Origin of the sequence: Bradyrhizobium sp., assembly GCF_035935975.1 — a bacterium.
Lineage (GTDB): Bacteria > Pseudomonadota > Alphaproteobacteria > Rhizobiales > Xanthobacteraceae > Bradyrhizobium.
In genome coordinates, this window is the sequence record NZ_DASYWN010000057.1 from 81035 (window position 1) to 96173 (window position 15139).

Annotated in this window: 12 protein-coding genes; 6 read left to right on the plus strand and 6 right to left on the minus strand. The window is 64.1% G+C overall.

From position 1 onward, the window contains the following. Positions 1-13: 13 nt before the first annotated feature. The 6 genes from VGR99_RS36425 to VGR99_RS36450 are packed head-to-tail and all read left to right on the plus strand — an operon-like array spanning position 14 to position 7318. Entirely contained in the window at positions 14-1561 is a 1548-nt protein-coding gene (locus VGR99_RS36425; RefSeq protein ID WP_326904780.1) for an ABC transporter substrate-binding protein, read from the plus strand. Positions 1562-1576: 15 nt separating this feature from the next. After that, positions 1577-2524 (plus strand): ABC transporter permease, encoded by a 948-nt coding sequence (locus tag VGR99_RS36430; RefSeq protein WP_326904781.1) that lies wholly within the window; start codon positions 1577-1579, stop codon positions 2522-2524. Continuing rightward, positions 2517-3347: an ABC transporter permease gene (locus VGR99_RS36435; RefSeq protein ID WP_326904782.1), complete on the plus strand. Its 831-nt coding sequence runs from the start codon at positions 2517-2519 to the stop codon at positions 3345-3347. The genes VGR99_RS36430 and VGR99_RS36435 overlap by 8 nt, the downstream gene beginning before the upstream one ends. After that, positions 3344-4918 carry an ABC transporter ATP-binding protein gene (gene nikE, locus VGR99_RS36440; RefSeq protein WP_326904783.1) on the plus strand — a complete coding sequence of 525 codons (1575 nt, stop codon included), beginning with the start codon at positions 3344-3346 and terminating at the stop codon, positions 4916-4918. The genes VGR99_RS36435 and nikE overlap by 4 nt, the downstream gene beginning before the upstream one ends. 18 nt (positions 4919-4936) lie before the next feature. Continuing rightward, complete coding sequence (locus tag VGR99_RS36445) at positions 4937-6151, plus strand: M20 family metallopeptidase (protein WP_326904784.1); 1215 nt, start codon at positions 4937-4939, stop codon at positions 6149-6151. Between the two features lie 45 nt (positions 6152-6196). Beyond that, positions 6197-7318 (plus strand): Xaa-Pro peptidase family protein, encoded by a 1122-nt coding sequence (locus tag VGR99_RS36450; protein ID WP_326904785.1) that lies wholly within the window; start codon positions 6197-6199, stop codon positions 7316-7318. A gap of 29 nt (positions 7319-7347) precedes the next feature. Here the strand turns inward: VGR99_RS36450 and VGR99_RS36455 are convergent, their stop codons facing one another. The 6 genes from VGR99_RS36455 to VGR99_RS36480 all read right to left on the minus strand — a co-directional run bounded on the left by VGR99_RS36455 (position 7348) and on the right by VGR99_RS36480 (position 15128). Further along, a complete protein-coding gene (locus tag VGR99_RS36455) occupies positions 7348-9744 on the minus strand; it encodes an MFS transporter (protein WP_326904786.1) in 2397 nt (798 codons plus the stop codon). A 64-nt stretch (positions 9745-9808) separates the two neighbouring features. After that, complete coding sequence (locus VGR99_RS36460; protein ID WP_326904787.1) at positions 9809-10909, minus strand: ABC transporter ATP-binding protein; 1101 nt, start codon at positions 10907-10909, stop codon at positions 9809-9811. 2 nt (positions 10910-10911) lie between these two features. Continuing rightward, positions 10912-11991, minus strand: coding sequence for an ABC transporter substrate-binding protein (locus VGR99_RS36465; protein ID WP_326904788.1), 1080 nt, complete (start codon positions 11989-11991; stop codon positions 10912-10914). Between the two features lie 19 nt (positions 11992-12010). After that, the gene (locus VGR99_RS36470; protein ID WP_326904789.1) at positions 12011-12817 is read right to left on the minus strand and encodes an ABC transporter permease; all 807 of its coding nucleotides are present in this window, start codon (positions 12815-12817) and stop codon (positions 12011-12013) included. Further along, on the minus strand, positions 12814-13749 hold the full coding sequence (locus tag VGR99_RS36475; protein ID WP_326904790.1) for an ABC transporter permease: 936 nt from the start codon (positions 13747-13749) through the stop codon (positions 12814-12816). Before VGR99_RS36475 ends, VGR99_RS36470 begins: the two co-directional genes overlap by 4 nt. Further along, positions 13746-15128 (minus strand): acetyl-CoA carboxylase biotin carboxylase subunit, encoded by a 1383-nt coding sequence (locus VGR99_RS36480; protein WP_326904791.1) that lies wholly within the window; start codon positions 15126-15128, stop codon positions 13746-13748. Before VGR99_RS36480 ends, VGR99_RS36475 begins: the two co-directional genes overlap by 4 nt. Positions 15129-15139 lie beyond the last annotated feature (11 nt).

Here is a 15139-nt window from a genome sequence, read left to right on the forward strand (position 1 = left end):
GGAGCACGCCCCCATGCTGTCCGTCACGCGCCGTCACTTCCTCGCCGGAACCGCAATCGGCCTCGCCATCCTGCCGAGGATCGCCCTTGCCGAGGCCCCCAAGCGCGGCGGTGTCCTGCGGATGTCGATCGACCAGGCGGCATCGGTCATCCATCCGATGCAGGCACGCGTCAATCCGGAATACCTCGTCACCGAACTGCTCTACTCCAACCTCACCCGGCTGAAGCCGGACATGACCGTCGAGCCGGACCTCGCTCTGTCATGGGAGCCGAACGCGGCACTGACCGAGTGGACCTTCAAGCTGCGTCCGGGCGTGACGTTTCACGACGGCTCGCCGCTGACCGCCGACGACGTCGTCGCCACCATCAACGCCATCCTCGATCCGAAGACCGCCTCCCCCGGCCGCACCAATGTCGGCCCGATCAAGGAGGTCGCAGCAGTCGATCCCTTGATGGTCAAGTTCACGCTCTCCGGCGCCTATGCCGACCTGCCCGTGGCTCTCACCTATCTCAACGCACGCATCGTCCCGGCCAAGGTCGTCACCGGCGACCTCGCCAGTCTCTCGACCAGCGCCAACGGCACCGGCCCGTTCAAGCTCACCTCCTACGAGCCCGATCGCCGGATCATCGTCGAACGCAACCCCGCTTACTACGATCCGGTACGCCCCTATCTCGACCGCATCGAGCTGCTGGTCTATCCGGATCGTACCGCCGAAGCCTCCGCAATGATCTCCGGCGAGATCGATTTGCTGCTTACGACGACGCCGGGCGAGTATGAGCGCCTCGTCAAGGCAAACGGCGTCAAGGCGCTGCGCACGCCCTCCGGCCAGTTCCTCAACGTCAATCTCGGCTGCGACCAGAAACCGTTCAACGACGTGCGCGTTCGCCAGGCGCTGGCCCTGGCCGTCGATCGCGAGGCGACGGTGGGCTTCGTTGCGGGCGGTTACGGCACGCCGGGCAACGACACGCCGCTCAGCTCCGCCTATCACTTCTACAAGAACATTCCGCTGAAGAAGCCCGATATCGCCAAGGCGAAGCAGCTTCTCGCCGATGCAGGCTACCCCAACGGCATCGACCTGACGCTGGTCGCCTCCGACCGGCCGGCAACCCGCACCCAGCTCGGCGTTGCCGTCCGCGAGATGGCGGCGGCCGCGGGCTTCCGCATCAACGTGCAGACCATGCCGCACGCCACCTATCTCGACCAGGTCTGGAAGAAGGGCAATTTCTACGTCGGCTTCTACAACATGCAGCCGACGGCGGACGCCATCTTCAACCTGCTCTACACGTCGAACGCGGCCTGGAACGAGACGCGCTGGAACAACAGCGAATTCGACGCCGTCATCAATGCCGCGCGCGTCGAGAACGACGAGGCCAAGCGCACCGCGCTCTACGCCAAGGCGCAAGACCTGATGAACGCCGAAGTCCCGACGGTGATTTCAGCGTTCTTCGACCTGCTCGCTGCGCAGCGCTCCTACGTCGACGGCTACGTCCTCCATCCGCGCGGATCGGTGTTCCGCCTCGACCTGGTCTCGCTCGGTGCCGGCGCGCCGAAGCGCGCCTGAGGCCGGAGTTGTCTGGTGTCGCTGGCCTGGTTTGCACGCCGCTTTCTGCTGATGGGCTACACCATCATCGTGGTCTCGATGCTGGTGTTCGCCATCACGCAGGTCCTGCCGGCGGATGCGGCCCAGTCACTGCTGGGGGAAAACGCGACGCCCGAGGTATTGGCTGCACTCCGGACCAAGCTCGGGCTCGGTGATCCCGCCTGGCAGCAATATGCGCGCTGGGCCAGCCACGTCTTCACCGGCGATTTCGGCGTCTCGATGCGCACGAGCCAGCCGGTCGGCCCGGAAATGCTCGCCGCGCTGTCGCGCTCGCTGCTGCTTGCGGCCTCATCCATCCTGGTCACGCTTGCGATCGCCGTGCCGCTCGGCGTCGTGGCAGCGGTGCGCCAGGGCCGGATCGCCGACACCGGCGTCAGCCTGATCGCCTATCTCGGCGTCTCGCTGCCGGAGTTCGTCACCGCAACGCTCCTTGCCCTCCTGCTTGCCGACACACTGCATTGGCTGCCGGCGACCGGTTATGTGTCGCCACTGGAGGATTTCAGCGGCGGCATTCGTCATCTGGCGCTGCCGGTTCTGACCGTCTCGGCGATCCTGATCGCCCACGTCATGCGCATGATGCGCTCCGAGACGCTCGACGTGCTGAAATCCGACTATATCCGCGCCGCACGATTGAAAGGGCTGCCGGGACGAACCGTGCTGTTTCGCCACGCCTTGCGCAATGCGCTGCTGCCGGTCATCACCATCATCGCGCTCGATGTCGGCTATCTGCTCGGTGGCATCATCGTGATCGAGGAGATCTTCGCCCTTCCCGGCATCGGCCGTGCGCTGATGGTCGCCATCACCACGCGCGACCTGCCGTCGATCCAGGCCGGCGCGTTGATCATGGCAACAACCTATGCCCTCACCAATACGCTGGCCGATATGGCCTATGCGCTTCTCGACCGGCGGATCCGCTATGACTGAGCTGTTCCGCCGCCTGATCCGGAAGCCGCAGGGTTTTGTCGGCATCGCGCTGCTCGCGCTCATCGCGTTCACCTGCCTGTTCGGGCCCGCGTTGACGCCTTATGCGCCGGAGAAGATCGATTTTCTCGGCAGGTTCCGCGCACCCGGCTGGCAGAACTGGCTCGGCGCGGATCAGTTCGGCCGCGACATCCTGAGCCGCTTGATGATCGGAGCACGGTCGACCGTGCCGATGGCTCTCCTCGCCACCCTGGTCGGCAGCGCGGCCGGTGCGGTCATCGGCGTCGGCTCTGCCTATCTCGGCGGGCGCGCCGACGAGACGATCATGCGTACCAACGATGCCGTGATGGCGATCCCGGGCCTCCTGATGGCGCTGCTGCTGGTCTCCACCCTCGGCAACGGCACCGGCAACGCGGTCATTGCGATCGCGATTGCCTTTGCGCCCGGCATGGCGCGGGTGACGCGCTCGGTCGCGCTCAACATACGAAATCAGGACTACGTGAAAGCCGCAATCGCGCGCGGCGAAGGCGCGCTCTGGATCATCTTCCGCGAGATGCTGCCGAACGTCATGGCGCCGATCGTGATTGAATCCACCATCCGCGTCTCCTTCGCCGTGATGCTGTTCGCGACGCTGAGCTTCCTTGGCGTCGGCGCCCAGCCACCGGCATCCGAATGGGGGCTGATGGTGGCGGATGCACGCCAATACATGCACCAGGCGCCGTGGGGGCTGATCGCGCCATCAGTCGCGATCGCGCTCACCGCCATTGCTTTCAACCTGGTCGGCGACGGCCTTCGCGATGCCCTCAATCCGAAGGACGAGAGATGACCCCGGCGCTTTCGATCCGGAACTACACGCTCGACTACATCACGTCCGCCGGGCCGGTGCGTGTGCTGGACGACATCTCGCTCGAGATCGCGCCGGGTGAGGTGCTCGGGCTCGTCGGCGAATCCGGATCCGGCAAGAGCTCGCTCGCCTGGGCGTTGATGCGCCATTTGCCCGCCAATGCCCGGGAAGTCGCAGGCTCCCTGCGGCTGGGCAATGTCGATCTTCAGCATCTCGGACCGCGCGAGCTGACCGGAATCCGGGGACGCCGGATCGGCATGGTGTTTCAGGACCCTTCGACCGCGCTCAACCCGACGCTCACCATCGGCGCGCAGATTACCGAGGCGCTGGTCCGGCATCGCGGCCTCAAGCCGCGCGAGGCCTCCGCGCTCGCCATCGACCTGCTCGGTCATGTCGATCTCAACAATCCGGCCGCGGTGATGCGGCGCTATCCGCACGAAATCTCCGGCGGAGAAAAACAGCGCGTCGTCATTGCCACCGCCTTTGGCTGCCGGCCCGACGTGATCCTGTTCGACGAGCCGACCACGGCACTCGACGTCATCACCGGCGCGCGCATCCTCGAATTGTTTGCGAGGTTGCGACAGGAGACCGGCGTTGCCGCGCTCTATATCTCCCACGACCTCGCACTCGTGACGCGGGTCGCCGACCGGATCGCGGTCCTCAAGCACGGCCGCCTGGTCGAACAGGCGGCAGCCGCCGAGATTTTCCGCGCCCCGCGTCACGCCGAGACGCGCGCCCTCGTCAACGCCGTTCCGAGGCCCGAACACCGCATGGTCCATGACAGGCCGCACGGCGATATCCTGCTCGCGGCCGCGGACATCGAGGTTTACTACGGCAGCGCCGGGCTGTTCCGCAAAGCGTCCCCGCCAGCGACGAAGAAGATCGGGCTGGACGTCCGCGCCGGCGAGATCCTCGGCCTCGTCGGCGAATCCGGCTCGGGCAAATCGTCGATGGCGCGCGCGCTCACCGGGCTTGCCCGCTTCTCGGGCAGGATCTCCTTCGACAATCAGCTGATCCAGTCTGCGCGCGACATGAACGCCGCCTATCGCCGCGACGTGCAGATCGTGTTCCAGCATCCGGATTCTTCGCTCAATCCGCGTCACAGGATCGACGAGATCCTGTCACGCCCCCTCAAGCTCTACGGCGGCAATCCAGCCGATATTCCGCGCCTGCTCGACCAGGTCCGCCTGCCCGCATCCTATGCCGGTCGCTGGCCGCACCAGCTTTCGGGCGGCGAGAAGCAGCGCATCGCCATCGCTCGAGCCTTCGCGGCGCGGCCAAAGCTCGTGATCTGCGACGAGATCACCGCGCCGCTGGACGTTTCGGTGCAAGCCCAGATCATCGAATTGCTGCTCGCACTGCGCGCGCAGACCGGCACCGCCTTCCTCTTCATCACCCACGATCTCAACCTGATCCGCCAGATCGCTCACCGCATCGCGGTGATGCGGCGGGGTGAGATGGTCGACCTGCTTCCGATCGACGAGTTCGATGCGGATCACATTCATCCCTACACCCGCGAACTGATGGCCGCCTCCCCCGTGCCGGTCGGCTGACGACAAGGATTTGCTTCGATGGATCACAACGAACTGCTCGCCCGGATCGACGTTCCCGCCGCCCTCGATCTCTTGTCCCGCATGGTCCAGCACAAGAGCTATTCGAAGTCGGATGGGGAGAAGCAGCTCGCCGCCTTCATGGCCGGCCGCATGCGCGAAATCGGCCTCGAGACGGAGCTCACCTCCTTCGGCAATGAAGGGCGGGTCAATGCCGTCGGACGCTGGAAAGGCGCAGGCGGCGGCAAGAGCCTGCTGTTCAACGGCCACGTCGACACCAACCCGGTGACCGAGGGCTGGACCGTCGATCCCTGGGCCGGCAAGGTCGACGACGCCTTCATCCACGGCATCGGCGTCTCCAACATGAAGGCCGGCGATGCCGCCTATTTCTGTGCCGTCAAGACGCTGGTCGATGCCGGCGTCAAGCTCAAGGGCGACGTCATCCTGACCTATGTGGTCGGCGAATTGCAGGGCGGCGTCGGCACCTACTCGCTGGTCGAACAGGGGCTGCGCGCGGACTATTTCATCAACTCGGAGCCGACCGATCTGAAGGCGATGACCATGCATGCGGCCGCCTTCATGTTCATCATCGAGCTGACCGGCAACACCCGTCACCTGTCCAAGCGTGAAGAGGCAGTCGACGCGATCGCCGCCGCGTGCGACCTCATTCCGCGCCTCAACGCGATGAAATTCTCCGGCGCGCTTTCGCCGGAACATGAAGGTATCAACCGCGTCCATGTCGGTGTCGTCCACGGCGCGCTCGGCCGCGAGCTGCACGAATGGCGCGCGCCACAGGTCGCCGATTATGTGCGGATCAAGGGCTCCGGCCGCTATGCGCCGGGCCAGACCGAAGCCGGAGCGCTCGCCGACATGCGCCGCGAGCTCGACGCGCTGGAGGCGCGCTTTCCCGGCCTCAAGGCCAAGATCATGTCGGAGGACCGCGCCGGCGTGCCGACCATGCCGCCGTTCGAGGTGGCGCGCACGAGCCCGATCGTGGCCGCGGTCAACCGCGCCTATCGCACGGTGCGCGGCGAAGACCAGCCGACCGGGCCGGTCGCGCCGAGCTGCTTCTATGGGACCGACGCCGGTCACCTGCACTATTTCGGCGGCATGGAGGGCATCGTGTGTGGACCGGGCGGCCGCTACAACACGATGCCCGACGAACGCGTCGACATCGTCGATTTCGTCGACATGATCCGCATCTACATGCTCGCCATATTGGACGTTTGCGGCTAGCGCTCCGGGGCGCATATCCGATCACGCAACAGGGTGACATACTCGATGCTGTTCCCGATCGACGAATATCAGGCGCGAGTGGCGCGCGCACGCCAGCACATGGCGGCGCGCGACATCGATGTCCTGATCATCGACCAGAGCGAACTGCTCGCCTATCTCACCGGCTTTCTCATCTCGGAGAACATGTACCGGGCATGCGTTCTGCCGCGCGCAGGCGAGCCGATCATGATCCTGCGCGCCGTCGATCTCGGACCATTCGCCGAAAGCTCGTGGGTGACGGAGACCGTCGCATTTTCTGATTGGGAGGACCCGGTCGAGGTCCTCGCCGAAACGATCGCCCGCCGAGGTTACGGGACCGCGCGCGTGGGCATCGACGAAGATTCCTATTGCATGCCTCTGCGCCGCTTCAAGCAGCTCGCGAGCAGGCTGCCGAACGCAAATTTCGTGGACTTCTCAGGCGTCATGGCGACACTGCGCGCGCGAAAAAGCGACAGGGAGATCGCCGTGCTCAGGCGCGCCGCCGAGATCGGCGATCTCGGCATCGCGGCCGCGCTCAGGTCCGCCGGCGCCGGCAAGTCGGCGCGGGATACCGCGGCAGCCGTCTACCAGGTTTTCATGCAGGAAGGCGCGGACGCCGGGCGCCCGGGCATCATCACGGCGGGCGTCGGCAACGCCTTCCTGCATGGCGGGCTGACCAGCCAGCCGTTCGCCGAGGGCGATATCCTGCATATGGAGCTGCTGCCCTATATCGGCGGCTACAGCGCCCGATTGATGCGCTCGGCGGTGATCGGCGAAATCGAGCCACGCCGCGCGCAACTCGCCCGACGCCTGATAGGGATCCAGGACCGGCAATTCGACGCAATCAAGCCCGGCGCCAGGGCTGCCGATGTCGACGCGCTGGCGCGGAAGGCCATGCTCACCGACGGATTGCGGCCGGACTATCCGAACATCACCGGCTATTCACTCGGCTGCTACCCGCTTCATAGCCCGCGTACCAGCGACTTCTCGCGCGTTTTCTTGCCCGCGGCGGAATGGATATTGGAGCAAGGCATGGTGTTTCACATGTATGTGTCCGCCGACGGGATTGCGATCAGCGAGACGGTGCTGGTCACGGAGACCGGGCACGAATGCCTGACGCGATCTCCGCGGCAGGTTTTCCAAGTGTGATGCCGCGCGGCCGGCCCGCCAGGGTTTACTCAGCCCGACTGGGGATCCAGGGCAGGCAGGCGCATTTCCGGCACCGGGGACACGACAGCACCTGCGCGAAGGAATCCCTCGATGTTCTGCAACAGCAGCTTCGTCGAGACCGCATGCACTTCAGGCGCGAATGCCGCCACGTGCGGCGTGAGGATCACATTGCTGAGGTCCCGCAACGCAGACGGGATCGAGGGCTCCTCCTCGAAAACATCCAGCGCCGCGCCTGCGATCACCCCCGCTCTCAACGCGTAGACAAGCGCGTCGGTGTCCACCAGACTTCCCCGGCTGACGTTGACCAGGAAGCCGTTTGGCCCAAGCGCCGACAGCACCTCCTCGTCGATGATATGAAAAGTGTCGGCCCCTCCCGGAGCAGCCACGATGAGGCAGTCGACATTCTTGGCCAGTTCCTTGATGGACGCGTAATATCGCCAAGCGAGGTCCGGCTTCTCACTGCGGGAATGATAGCAGACCTCCATGTCGAAGGCCTCCAATCTGCGCGCAATTCGCTGCCCGATCGCTCCAAGCCCAATTACACCCGCGCGCTTGCCCGTCGGGATAGGGCGCGGCCCGAGATTGCCACGCCACAAATCCTGCTTCGCCACCATGTTGAACATGTGGATGTTGCGCATGATCGCAAGGAGCATCGCCACCGCATGATCGGCGACCGCTGATGCGTTCGATCCGGCGCCATGGGTAACGATCACGCCGCGCCGACGCGCGGCGGAAATATCGACGTTTTCGTAGCCGGTGCCGATGCAACAGATCAGCGATAGGTTCGGCATCATGCGGATTTCATCTTCCGACGCGCCAGCGAAGCCAGTCGTCACCAGGACCTTGGCTTTCGCCAGAACGTCGCCGCTCACGGGCGGCCGTCCCGACATCATGTCGTGGATGCTGTATTTGCCCTTTAGCGCCTCGCGATATTCGCGCGCCTCGATCTTGAAGACCACATCATTCAATGCCGCAGATTCCATCGTTCTCGCCCTGATGTCATTGGCGCCGGGCGGCACTTCCGCCACCTCGCGCGCTCCATTCGCCCTTGTTGAATAAGCCCCTGCCCGCAGTGCGCTCACGCCGGCCGCCACGACTGCAACGGCCGCGCCGAGGAACAGACAGATCGAGGGAGCACCGCCGGGGCCGAATTCCGTAAGCGCGATCGCCACGATGGCGGCCCCGAGCGATTGCCCGACCAGCCGCGCGGAGTTCAGGCTGCCGCTCGCCGCCCCGCTCCTGGCCGGAGGCGCCGCGCTGATCAGGGCCCAGTTGTTGGGCGACTGGAACAGGCCGAAGCCAACCCCGCAGACGGCCATGCTGCAGGCAATGCGGAGCGGGCTCGCTCCCGTCTCGAGAATGGCCAGCGAAGCGAGACCGGCCGCGAGCAGCAACAAGCCGCCCGTGCACAATTGCGCAGCCGACAATTTGCCGACCAGATTGCCGGCCACCAATGCGGTGACAATGACCGCCGCAGGCCACGGCGTGATCAGCAGACCGATCATGGCCGGATCGTGATAGCCGATATGCTCGATGAAGAACGGCAGGACGAGGATCGCCGACATCTGCGCGATGAACGAGCAGATCGATGTGAGCACCGCCATTCGAAACAGGGGCAGCCTGAGCAGGTCGATCGGCAGGAGCGGCGTCGACTTTCCACCCTCGCGCCGCAGATAGGCCCACCAGAGCAACGCCGTACCGAACACCAGCGCGGCCATGAGCCACCACGGCTGTTCGTGCCCGAACCCATTGAACGAGAACAGCAACAGGCCGAATGCCGTCGAATAGAGGAATGCGCCGCCGAGATCGAAAGGCCGCGCAAAGACCGGGGTTTTGGGAATTGAATAGAGCGCGACCAGGAAGGCGATGATGCCGGTCGGCACGTTGACCGCGAACAGGCCGTGCCAGCCGAAATATTTGATGATCAACGATCCGACCGGTGCGCCGGCCGTAAAGGCGGAGGCTGCCACGAACGAGTTCATGCCGATGCCCTTGCCGAGTTCGTTCTTGGGATAGACGAACCTGATGAGCGCGATGTTGACGCTCAGAATTCCGGCAGCGCCGAGCCCCTGCATGCACCTCGCCAGCATGATGGTGAGGAAGCTGTCGGACGCCGCCACGGCAGCCGACGAGATCGTGAACAGCGTCAATCCGCAGAGATAGATCCTGCGATAGCCGAAGATCTCACCAAGATTCGAAAGCGGCAACAGCGTCACCGCAAGCGCGATCTGATAGATGCTGACCAGCCAGATCGCGCTCGCCGGCGGGATATTCAGGTCACGCGCGACCGCGGGAACGGCAACATTGACCATGCTGTTGTCGAGGCTGCTCATGGTCACGGCGAGCGTGATCGTGGCGATCGACAGATACCTCAGAGGCGTGGGGACCCCATCGCTGAGATCCACGCGGTTCATCCAACCCGGCGTCACTTGTCTTGTCTTTCGTGTCTCTATGTCTCGACCGCCGGCATCATGAGTCGAGAACGACCCGCGCGCGGTCGGCCGACCAGCTTGCTATGACGTCGGTGCCGGCGACGAGGCTCGGCACCAGACGCGAGGCTTCCGTTCCGGACAGGTTGGACAGAAGCACTGCTCCGTCACGCATCTTCATGTGCACGTGAGTCGTCTGCCCCTTGAAGACGACGTGCTCGACTGTCGCAAGGACCTCATTCAAGCCCGGCGCCTCGCCAGTCGCAGCGACCCTGAGCATGACCGACTCGGGGCGGATCGACAGGAGACGCTCGCCGTCACTCACCCCCGCGCCGCAGACCAGAGCCTCCGTCCCGCACGACATTCTCATCTTTGTGCCGGTGGCATCCGCTGCAACGACGGATCCCTCAATGAAGTTAGAGACACCGATGAAGCTCGCAACGAACCGGCTCACCGGGCTTTCATAGACTTCCTTCGGTGTGCCTACCTGTTCGAGCCGCCCTCCGCGCATCACCACGACCCTGTCGGCCATGGTCATCGCCTCCTCCTGATCGTGGGTGACGAGGACGGCGGTGATACCCAGTCGCTTCTGGATTTGCCGCACCTCGAACTGCATGTTCTCTCTGAGATTCTTGTCCAACGCCCCCATTGGCTCATCGAGCAGAAGAAGTGCCGGCTCGATCACGATGGCGCGGGCCAGCGCAACGCGCTGCTGCTGGCCGCCGGAGAGTGCGGCCGGCAACCGATCGCCGAACTCCTTCAGGCGGACCATGGCCAGCGCCGCGTCGACCTTGGCTTTCATGTCCGACTTCCTCAGCCCGCGCATTTGCAGGCCGAAGGCGACGTTTTGAGCGACGGTCATGTGCGGAAACAGGGCATAGTTCTGAAACAGCATGCCGATATTGCGCTTGTGCACCGGCACATGCGTGATGCGGGTGCCTCCGATCAGAACCTCCCCCGAGGTGGGAGGTACGAGGCCGGCGACCATGCGCAGCGTCGTGGTCTTCCCGCAGCCGCTTGGCCCGAGCAGCGCGACCAGTTCGCCCGCTGCGATCCGCAGCGTCACATTATCCACCGCGGTGGACTCGCCGAACGTCTTGACCAGCCCCGACAGCGCCAAATCGGTTGAGGGCGACCTCATGATCACGCTCCGAACGTCTGATTGTACTTTTCGATGATCGCCCCGCGCTGCGGGTTGATCTTTTCCCAGTCGAGGATGATCAGGTTCTTGACCCGGTCCTCTCCGTACGGGATCGCCGCAGCGACCTCCTTCTTCAGGTCGACGCCGCTGACGGAGGGCGCGCCGTAAGTCTCTTCCGCCAGGATCTTCTGGACCTCGGGCGACAGCAGGCGGTTGATGAAGGCCGCACCGAGATCGGGCTCCGGCGCGCCCTTGACCAGCGTCACGCAATTCACACCCGCGAACGATCCCTCCTTCGGCCGCGACTGCACGATCGGCGCGCCCTTGAGAATGTAGGGCTGGACGACCTTGGAGAAGTCCGGTCCGCCCGCGTCTGCCTGCCCTTGCGCGGCCTGCAGCAGCGCGGCACCCGAGGTGTCGTAAACCGTCTGAACATTGGGCTTGAGTTCGGCCATCTTCGCCCAGCCCTTGTCGAGCTCGTACTGGGCTTGCTGGATCGGCTTCCCCGTCGCAAGCGAGGATGCCAGAGCCAGCAGCTGCACGCTCTGCGACTGCTTCGGCGTGATCAGCATGAAGCGGCCCTTGAACCGGTCGCTCCAGATATCGGTCCAGCTCTCGATCGGCTGCGACAGCGAGCTGACATACCAGGGCGAGATCTCGGAGATCGCAAAGGCGACGCCATGATCGTCGTTGTAGATGAAGCGCGAGAACGCCTTCTCGAGGTTCGGAATCTTGTCGCGCGGCAGTTTGTCGATGAGACCTTCGGCCTTTGCGATCGGGATACCCAGATCGTCCATCATCATGACGGAGTAGTTCGGATTGGCCTTCTGCGTCCTGAGGATCGCGATGTTGCCGAGCGTCACGTTCTCGGTCTGGAAGACCTTGCAGTCGAAATCCGCCTGGAATTTAGGGATGACCTTTTCCTTGATCACCTGGCCCTGGATGGACGTGTAGGTGCCGATGAAGAGGCTCTTGCCCGCGGCCCAGGCATTGCGCACGAAGAAGTTCGGGCTCGCGAGGCCGACGGCGGCTGCTCCCAACAGCGTGCGACGCGATACCGGACGGATGATCTTGTTAGCCATGGCTCATACCCCTTGTTGATCAGACACCCATTGCACGTCGAAGTCCGACGATCTTCTCCAGGCCGACGACGGCCAGGATTCCAGTCAGGATCATCAAGCTCGACGTCGCCGCGATCGACGGGTCGAAGATCCTCGTGAGGCTGTCGTGCAGATAGACCGGCAACGGCACGTATTCGGCGTCGCCAAGCCACATCGAGATCGGATAGTCATCGAAGGAAATCATGAAGGCGAACAGGCACCCGGCTGCGATGCTGGGAACGAGCTGCGGCACCGTCACTCTCATGAACGCGCGGACGGGAGACGCTCCCAATGTCAGCGCCGCTTCCTCGAGGGTCCGGTCGACCAGCTCGAGGCTCACCGTGATCGTGCGGACGACATATGGAAGCGTGACCAGGATGTGACCGACGAGCAGATTGATACTCGCATCGCGCATCTTGGCCTGCGAGAAGAGCTTGAGCAGTGCAAGTCCGGTGATCAGGATCGGCAGGATCATCGGGGACAACAGAACTGTCCGGACCACGCTCGCGCTCGGAACCTTCCAGCGATCGAGCGCGTAGGCCGCGGGAAGTCCGAGGCACAGCGACACCGTCGTCGCGCCGAGCGCGATCAAGATGCTGACCACGAACGAATGTCGGAAAGCGTCGGCGGACAACACCTTTCCGTACCAGGCGAGCGTAAAGCCCTTGGGCGGGAAGGTCGCGAAATTCGCTTCCGAAATCGACAGAGACACGATGACCAGAAGCGGCGCGACGATGAACAAGAGGATCGCGATCGCTGCCGTATAGGTGAGGAAGCCGCCTCCGCCTGAAAGCCTGCCGGTCGTCATTTGCGGCCTCCTGGCTGTCCATGCCGGGTCAACAGACCAATGATCCATGTGGACGCCGCATTCGAGCAGAGCGCGATCGCAACCATGACCGAGGCGATGGCGCCGGTCATGGGCCAGTCGAATACCGTCATGGCCTGCTGTTCGAGCAATATTCCGAGCATCGACGCATTGGTGCCGCCCAGCATTTGCGGCGTCACGAACGACGAGGCCGTGAGCGCGAAAACGATGGTGACGCCGGCTGTGAGACCGGGCACGCTGAGCGGCAGGGTCACGCGCAGGAACGCTCGCCAGGGCGGCGCCCCCAGCATGCGGGCCGCCTCGACCAGATATGGATTGATACGGGCAAGCGAGGTTGCGATCGGAAGCACGATCAGAGGCAGGAACACGTGGACGGAAGCGATGATCACCGCCCATTCCGTGTACATCAGCTTGATCGTCGCCGGATTTCGGCTGAGCGAGGCGATCAGCCAGTTCAGCACGCCGGCCTTGTTGTTGCCAAGCAGCAGCTGCCAGCCGTAGCACCGCACGATGACGCTCACCACCAGCGGCGCGACCACCAGTATCATCGTCAGTCGGCTCAGCGACGGCCGCCCGTAAGCGATCACCATGGCCAAAGGATACGCCAGCACGATCGATATGACCGAGGTCCATATCGAGATGCTCAGGGTTCGCAGAACCACCTTCTGGTAAGCCGGACTGAACAGCAGCCGATCGTAATTCGCCAGGGTGACGGGCAGACCGATATCACCCGTGCTCGACTGCGTCAGAACGCTGGCGCTGAGGAGCGACAGCGAGGGAACGATGAGAAAGATCAGGAGGAAGCCAATCGCCGGCAGCAGCAGGATGGTCCCGATCGAAACGCGGAGAGCTTGACGTCCACGGCGAGGCCTGGCGCTCGCAATGCTCTGATCCGCTGTCGATGCGAGGGTCATGGCTTGCGCTCCGTCGGGTCGGAGGCATGCTGCGCACGGTCCCGCAGCAGCTTCTCCAGAAAATGAATGTCGATCCCGCCGTGCACGAAATCCGCGTCGTCGAGAACCAGCCGATGCAGCTCGCGATTGGTGCTGACGCCCTCGACCCTGAGATGACCGAGCGCGTCCTTGAGCCGCGCGATGCATTGAGGCCTGTCGTCACCGCGAACGATCAGCTTTCCAATCAGCGAGTCGTAATAGCTGGGCACGATCGCGCCGGCGCGCATGTGGCTGTCCATGCGGATCCCTTCGCCCTTGGGCACATCCCAACCTGTAACTGTGCCCGCCGACGGCACCGACTCGAATGGCCGCTCGGCGTTGATGCGGCATTCGATCGCATGCCCCGCAAAGGCGATATCCTTCTGGCGAATGCCAAGCGTGAGGCCGCCCGCCACCTTGATCTGCTCGCAGACGATATCTACCCCTGTGATCTCCTCGGTCACGGGATGCTCGACCTGAACACGGGTGTTCATCTCGATGAAGGCGAAGGCACCATCCTGATAGAGAAACTCGAAGGTGCCGACGCCGCGGTAGCCGAGTTCGCGGCAGACGTCGGCGCATCGCTCGCCCAGTTTCGCGATCAGCGCGCGGTCGATGCCGACCGCGGGCGCCTCCTCGATCACCTTCTGATGCCGCCTCTGAACGGAGCAATCCCGCTCGCCGAGCCAAACGCAGTTGCCGAACTCGTCGCAGAGCACCTGGATTTCGATGTGCCGCGGACGTTCGAGGAACTTCTCGATGTAGAGATTTCCGTCGCCAAAGGCCTTGGCGGCGACGGCGCGCGTGCTGGCGATCGCCGGCGCAAGCTCGGGCCTGCTCCTGACGATGCTGATGCCGCGGCCACCGCCCCCGCCCGCGGCCTTCACAATCGCGGGATAGCCGATCTGGTCCGCGATCGCTTCGCAGGCCACGATGTCCACAGGGAGCGCACCGACACTGCCGGGGACGCAAGGGATCCCTGCACGCAGCATGGCCTCCTTTGCCGCGATCTTGTCACCCATCAACCTGATCGACCGAGAACTCGGCCCGATCAACGTCAGACCTGCGGCCTCGACAGCCTCCGCGAAGTCGCCGTTCTCCGACAAGAAGCCGTAGCCGGGGTGAATGGCCTCCGCACCCGTTGCCTCCGCCGCTAGCAGGATGGCACCGATGTCGAGATAGCTGGCGGCTGCGGCTGCGGGCCCGATGCAGACCGCCCGATCGGCAAGTTCAAGGTAACTCGCACCGCGGTCCCCTTCCGAATAGACGGCGACCGTTCTCAAGCCCAACCGCTTGCAGGCGCGGATGATGCGCAAGGCGATCTCTCCGCGATTGGCTATGAGAACGGTCTGGAACCGCATCGCGATCAACT

Excerpts from the sequence above, each read along its gene's own strand:
- VGR99_RS36425 (WP_326904780.1), top strand. The coding sequence starts at position 14 with ATGCTGTCCGTCACGCGCCGTCACTTCCTCGCCGGAACCGCAATCGGC.
- VGR99_RS36435 (WP_326904782.1), top strand. The coding sequence starts at position 2,517 with ATGACTGAGCTGTTCCGCCGCCTGATCCGGAAGCCGCAGGGTTTTGTC.
- nikE (WP_326904783.1), top strand. The coding sequence starts at position 3,344 with ATGACCCCGGCGCTTTCGATCCGGAACTACACGCTCGACTACATCACG.
- VGR99_RS36445 (WP_326904784.1), top strand. The coding sequence starts at position 4,937 with ATGGATCACAACGAACTGCTCGCCCGGATCGACGTTCCCGCCGCCCTC.
- VGR99_RS36450 (WP_326904785.1), top strand. The coding sequence starts at position 6,197 with ATGCTGTTCCCGATCGACGAATATCAGGCGCGAGTGGCGCGCGCACGC.
- VGR99_RS36460 (WP_326904787.1), bottom strand. The coding sequence starts at position 10,909 with ATGAGGTCGCCCTCAACCGATTTGGCGCTGTCGGGGCTGGTCAAGACG.
- VGR99_RS36465 (WP_326904788.1), bottom strand. The coding sequence starts at position 11,991 with ATGGCTAACAAGATCATCCGTCCGGTATCGCGTCGCACGCTGTTGGGA.
- VGR99_RS36470 (WP_326904789.1), bottom strand. The coding sequence starts at position 12,817 with ATGACGACCGGCAGGCTTTCAGGCGGAGGCGGCTTCCTCACCTATACG.
- VGR99_RS36475 (WP_326904790.1), bottom strand. The coding sequence starts at position 13,749 with ATGACCCTCGCATCGACAGCGGATCAGAGCATTGCGAGCGCCAGGCCT.
- VGR99_RS36480 (WP_326904791.1), bottom strand. The coding sequence starts at position 15,128 with ATGCGGTTCCAGACCGTTCTCATAGCCAATCGCGGAGAGATCGCCTTG.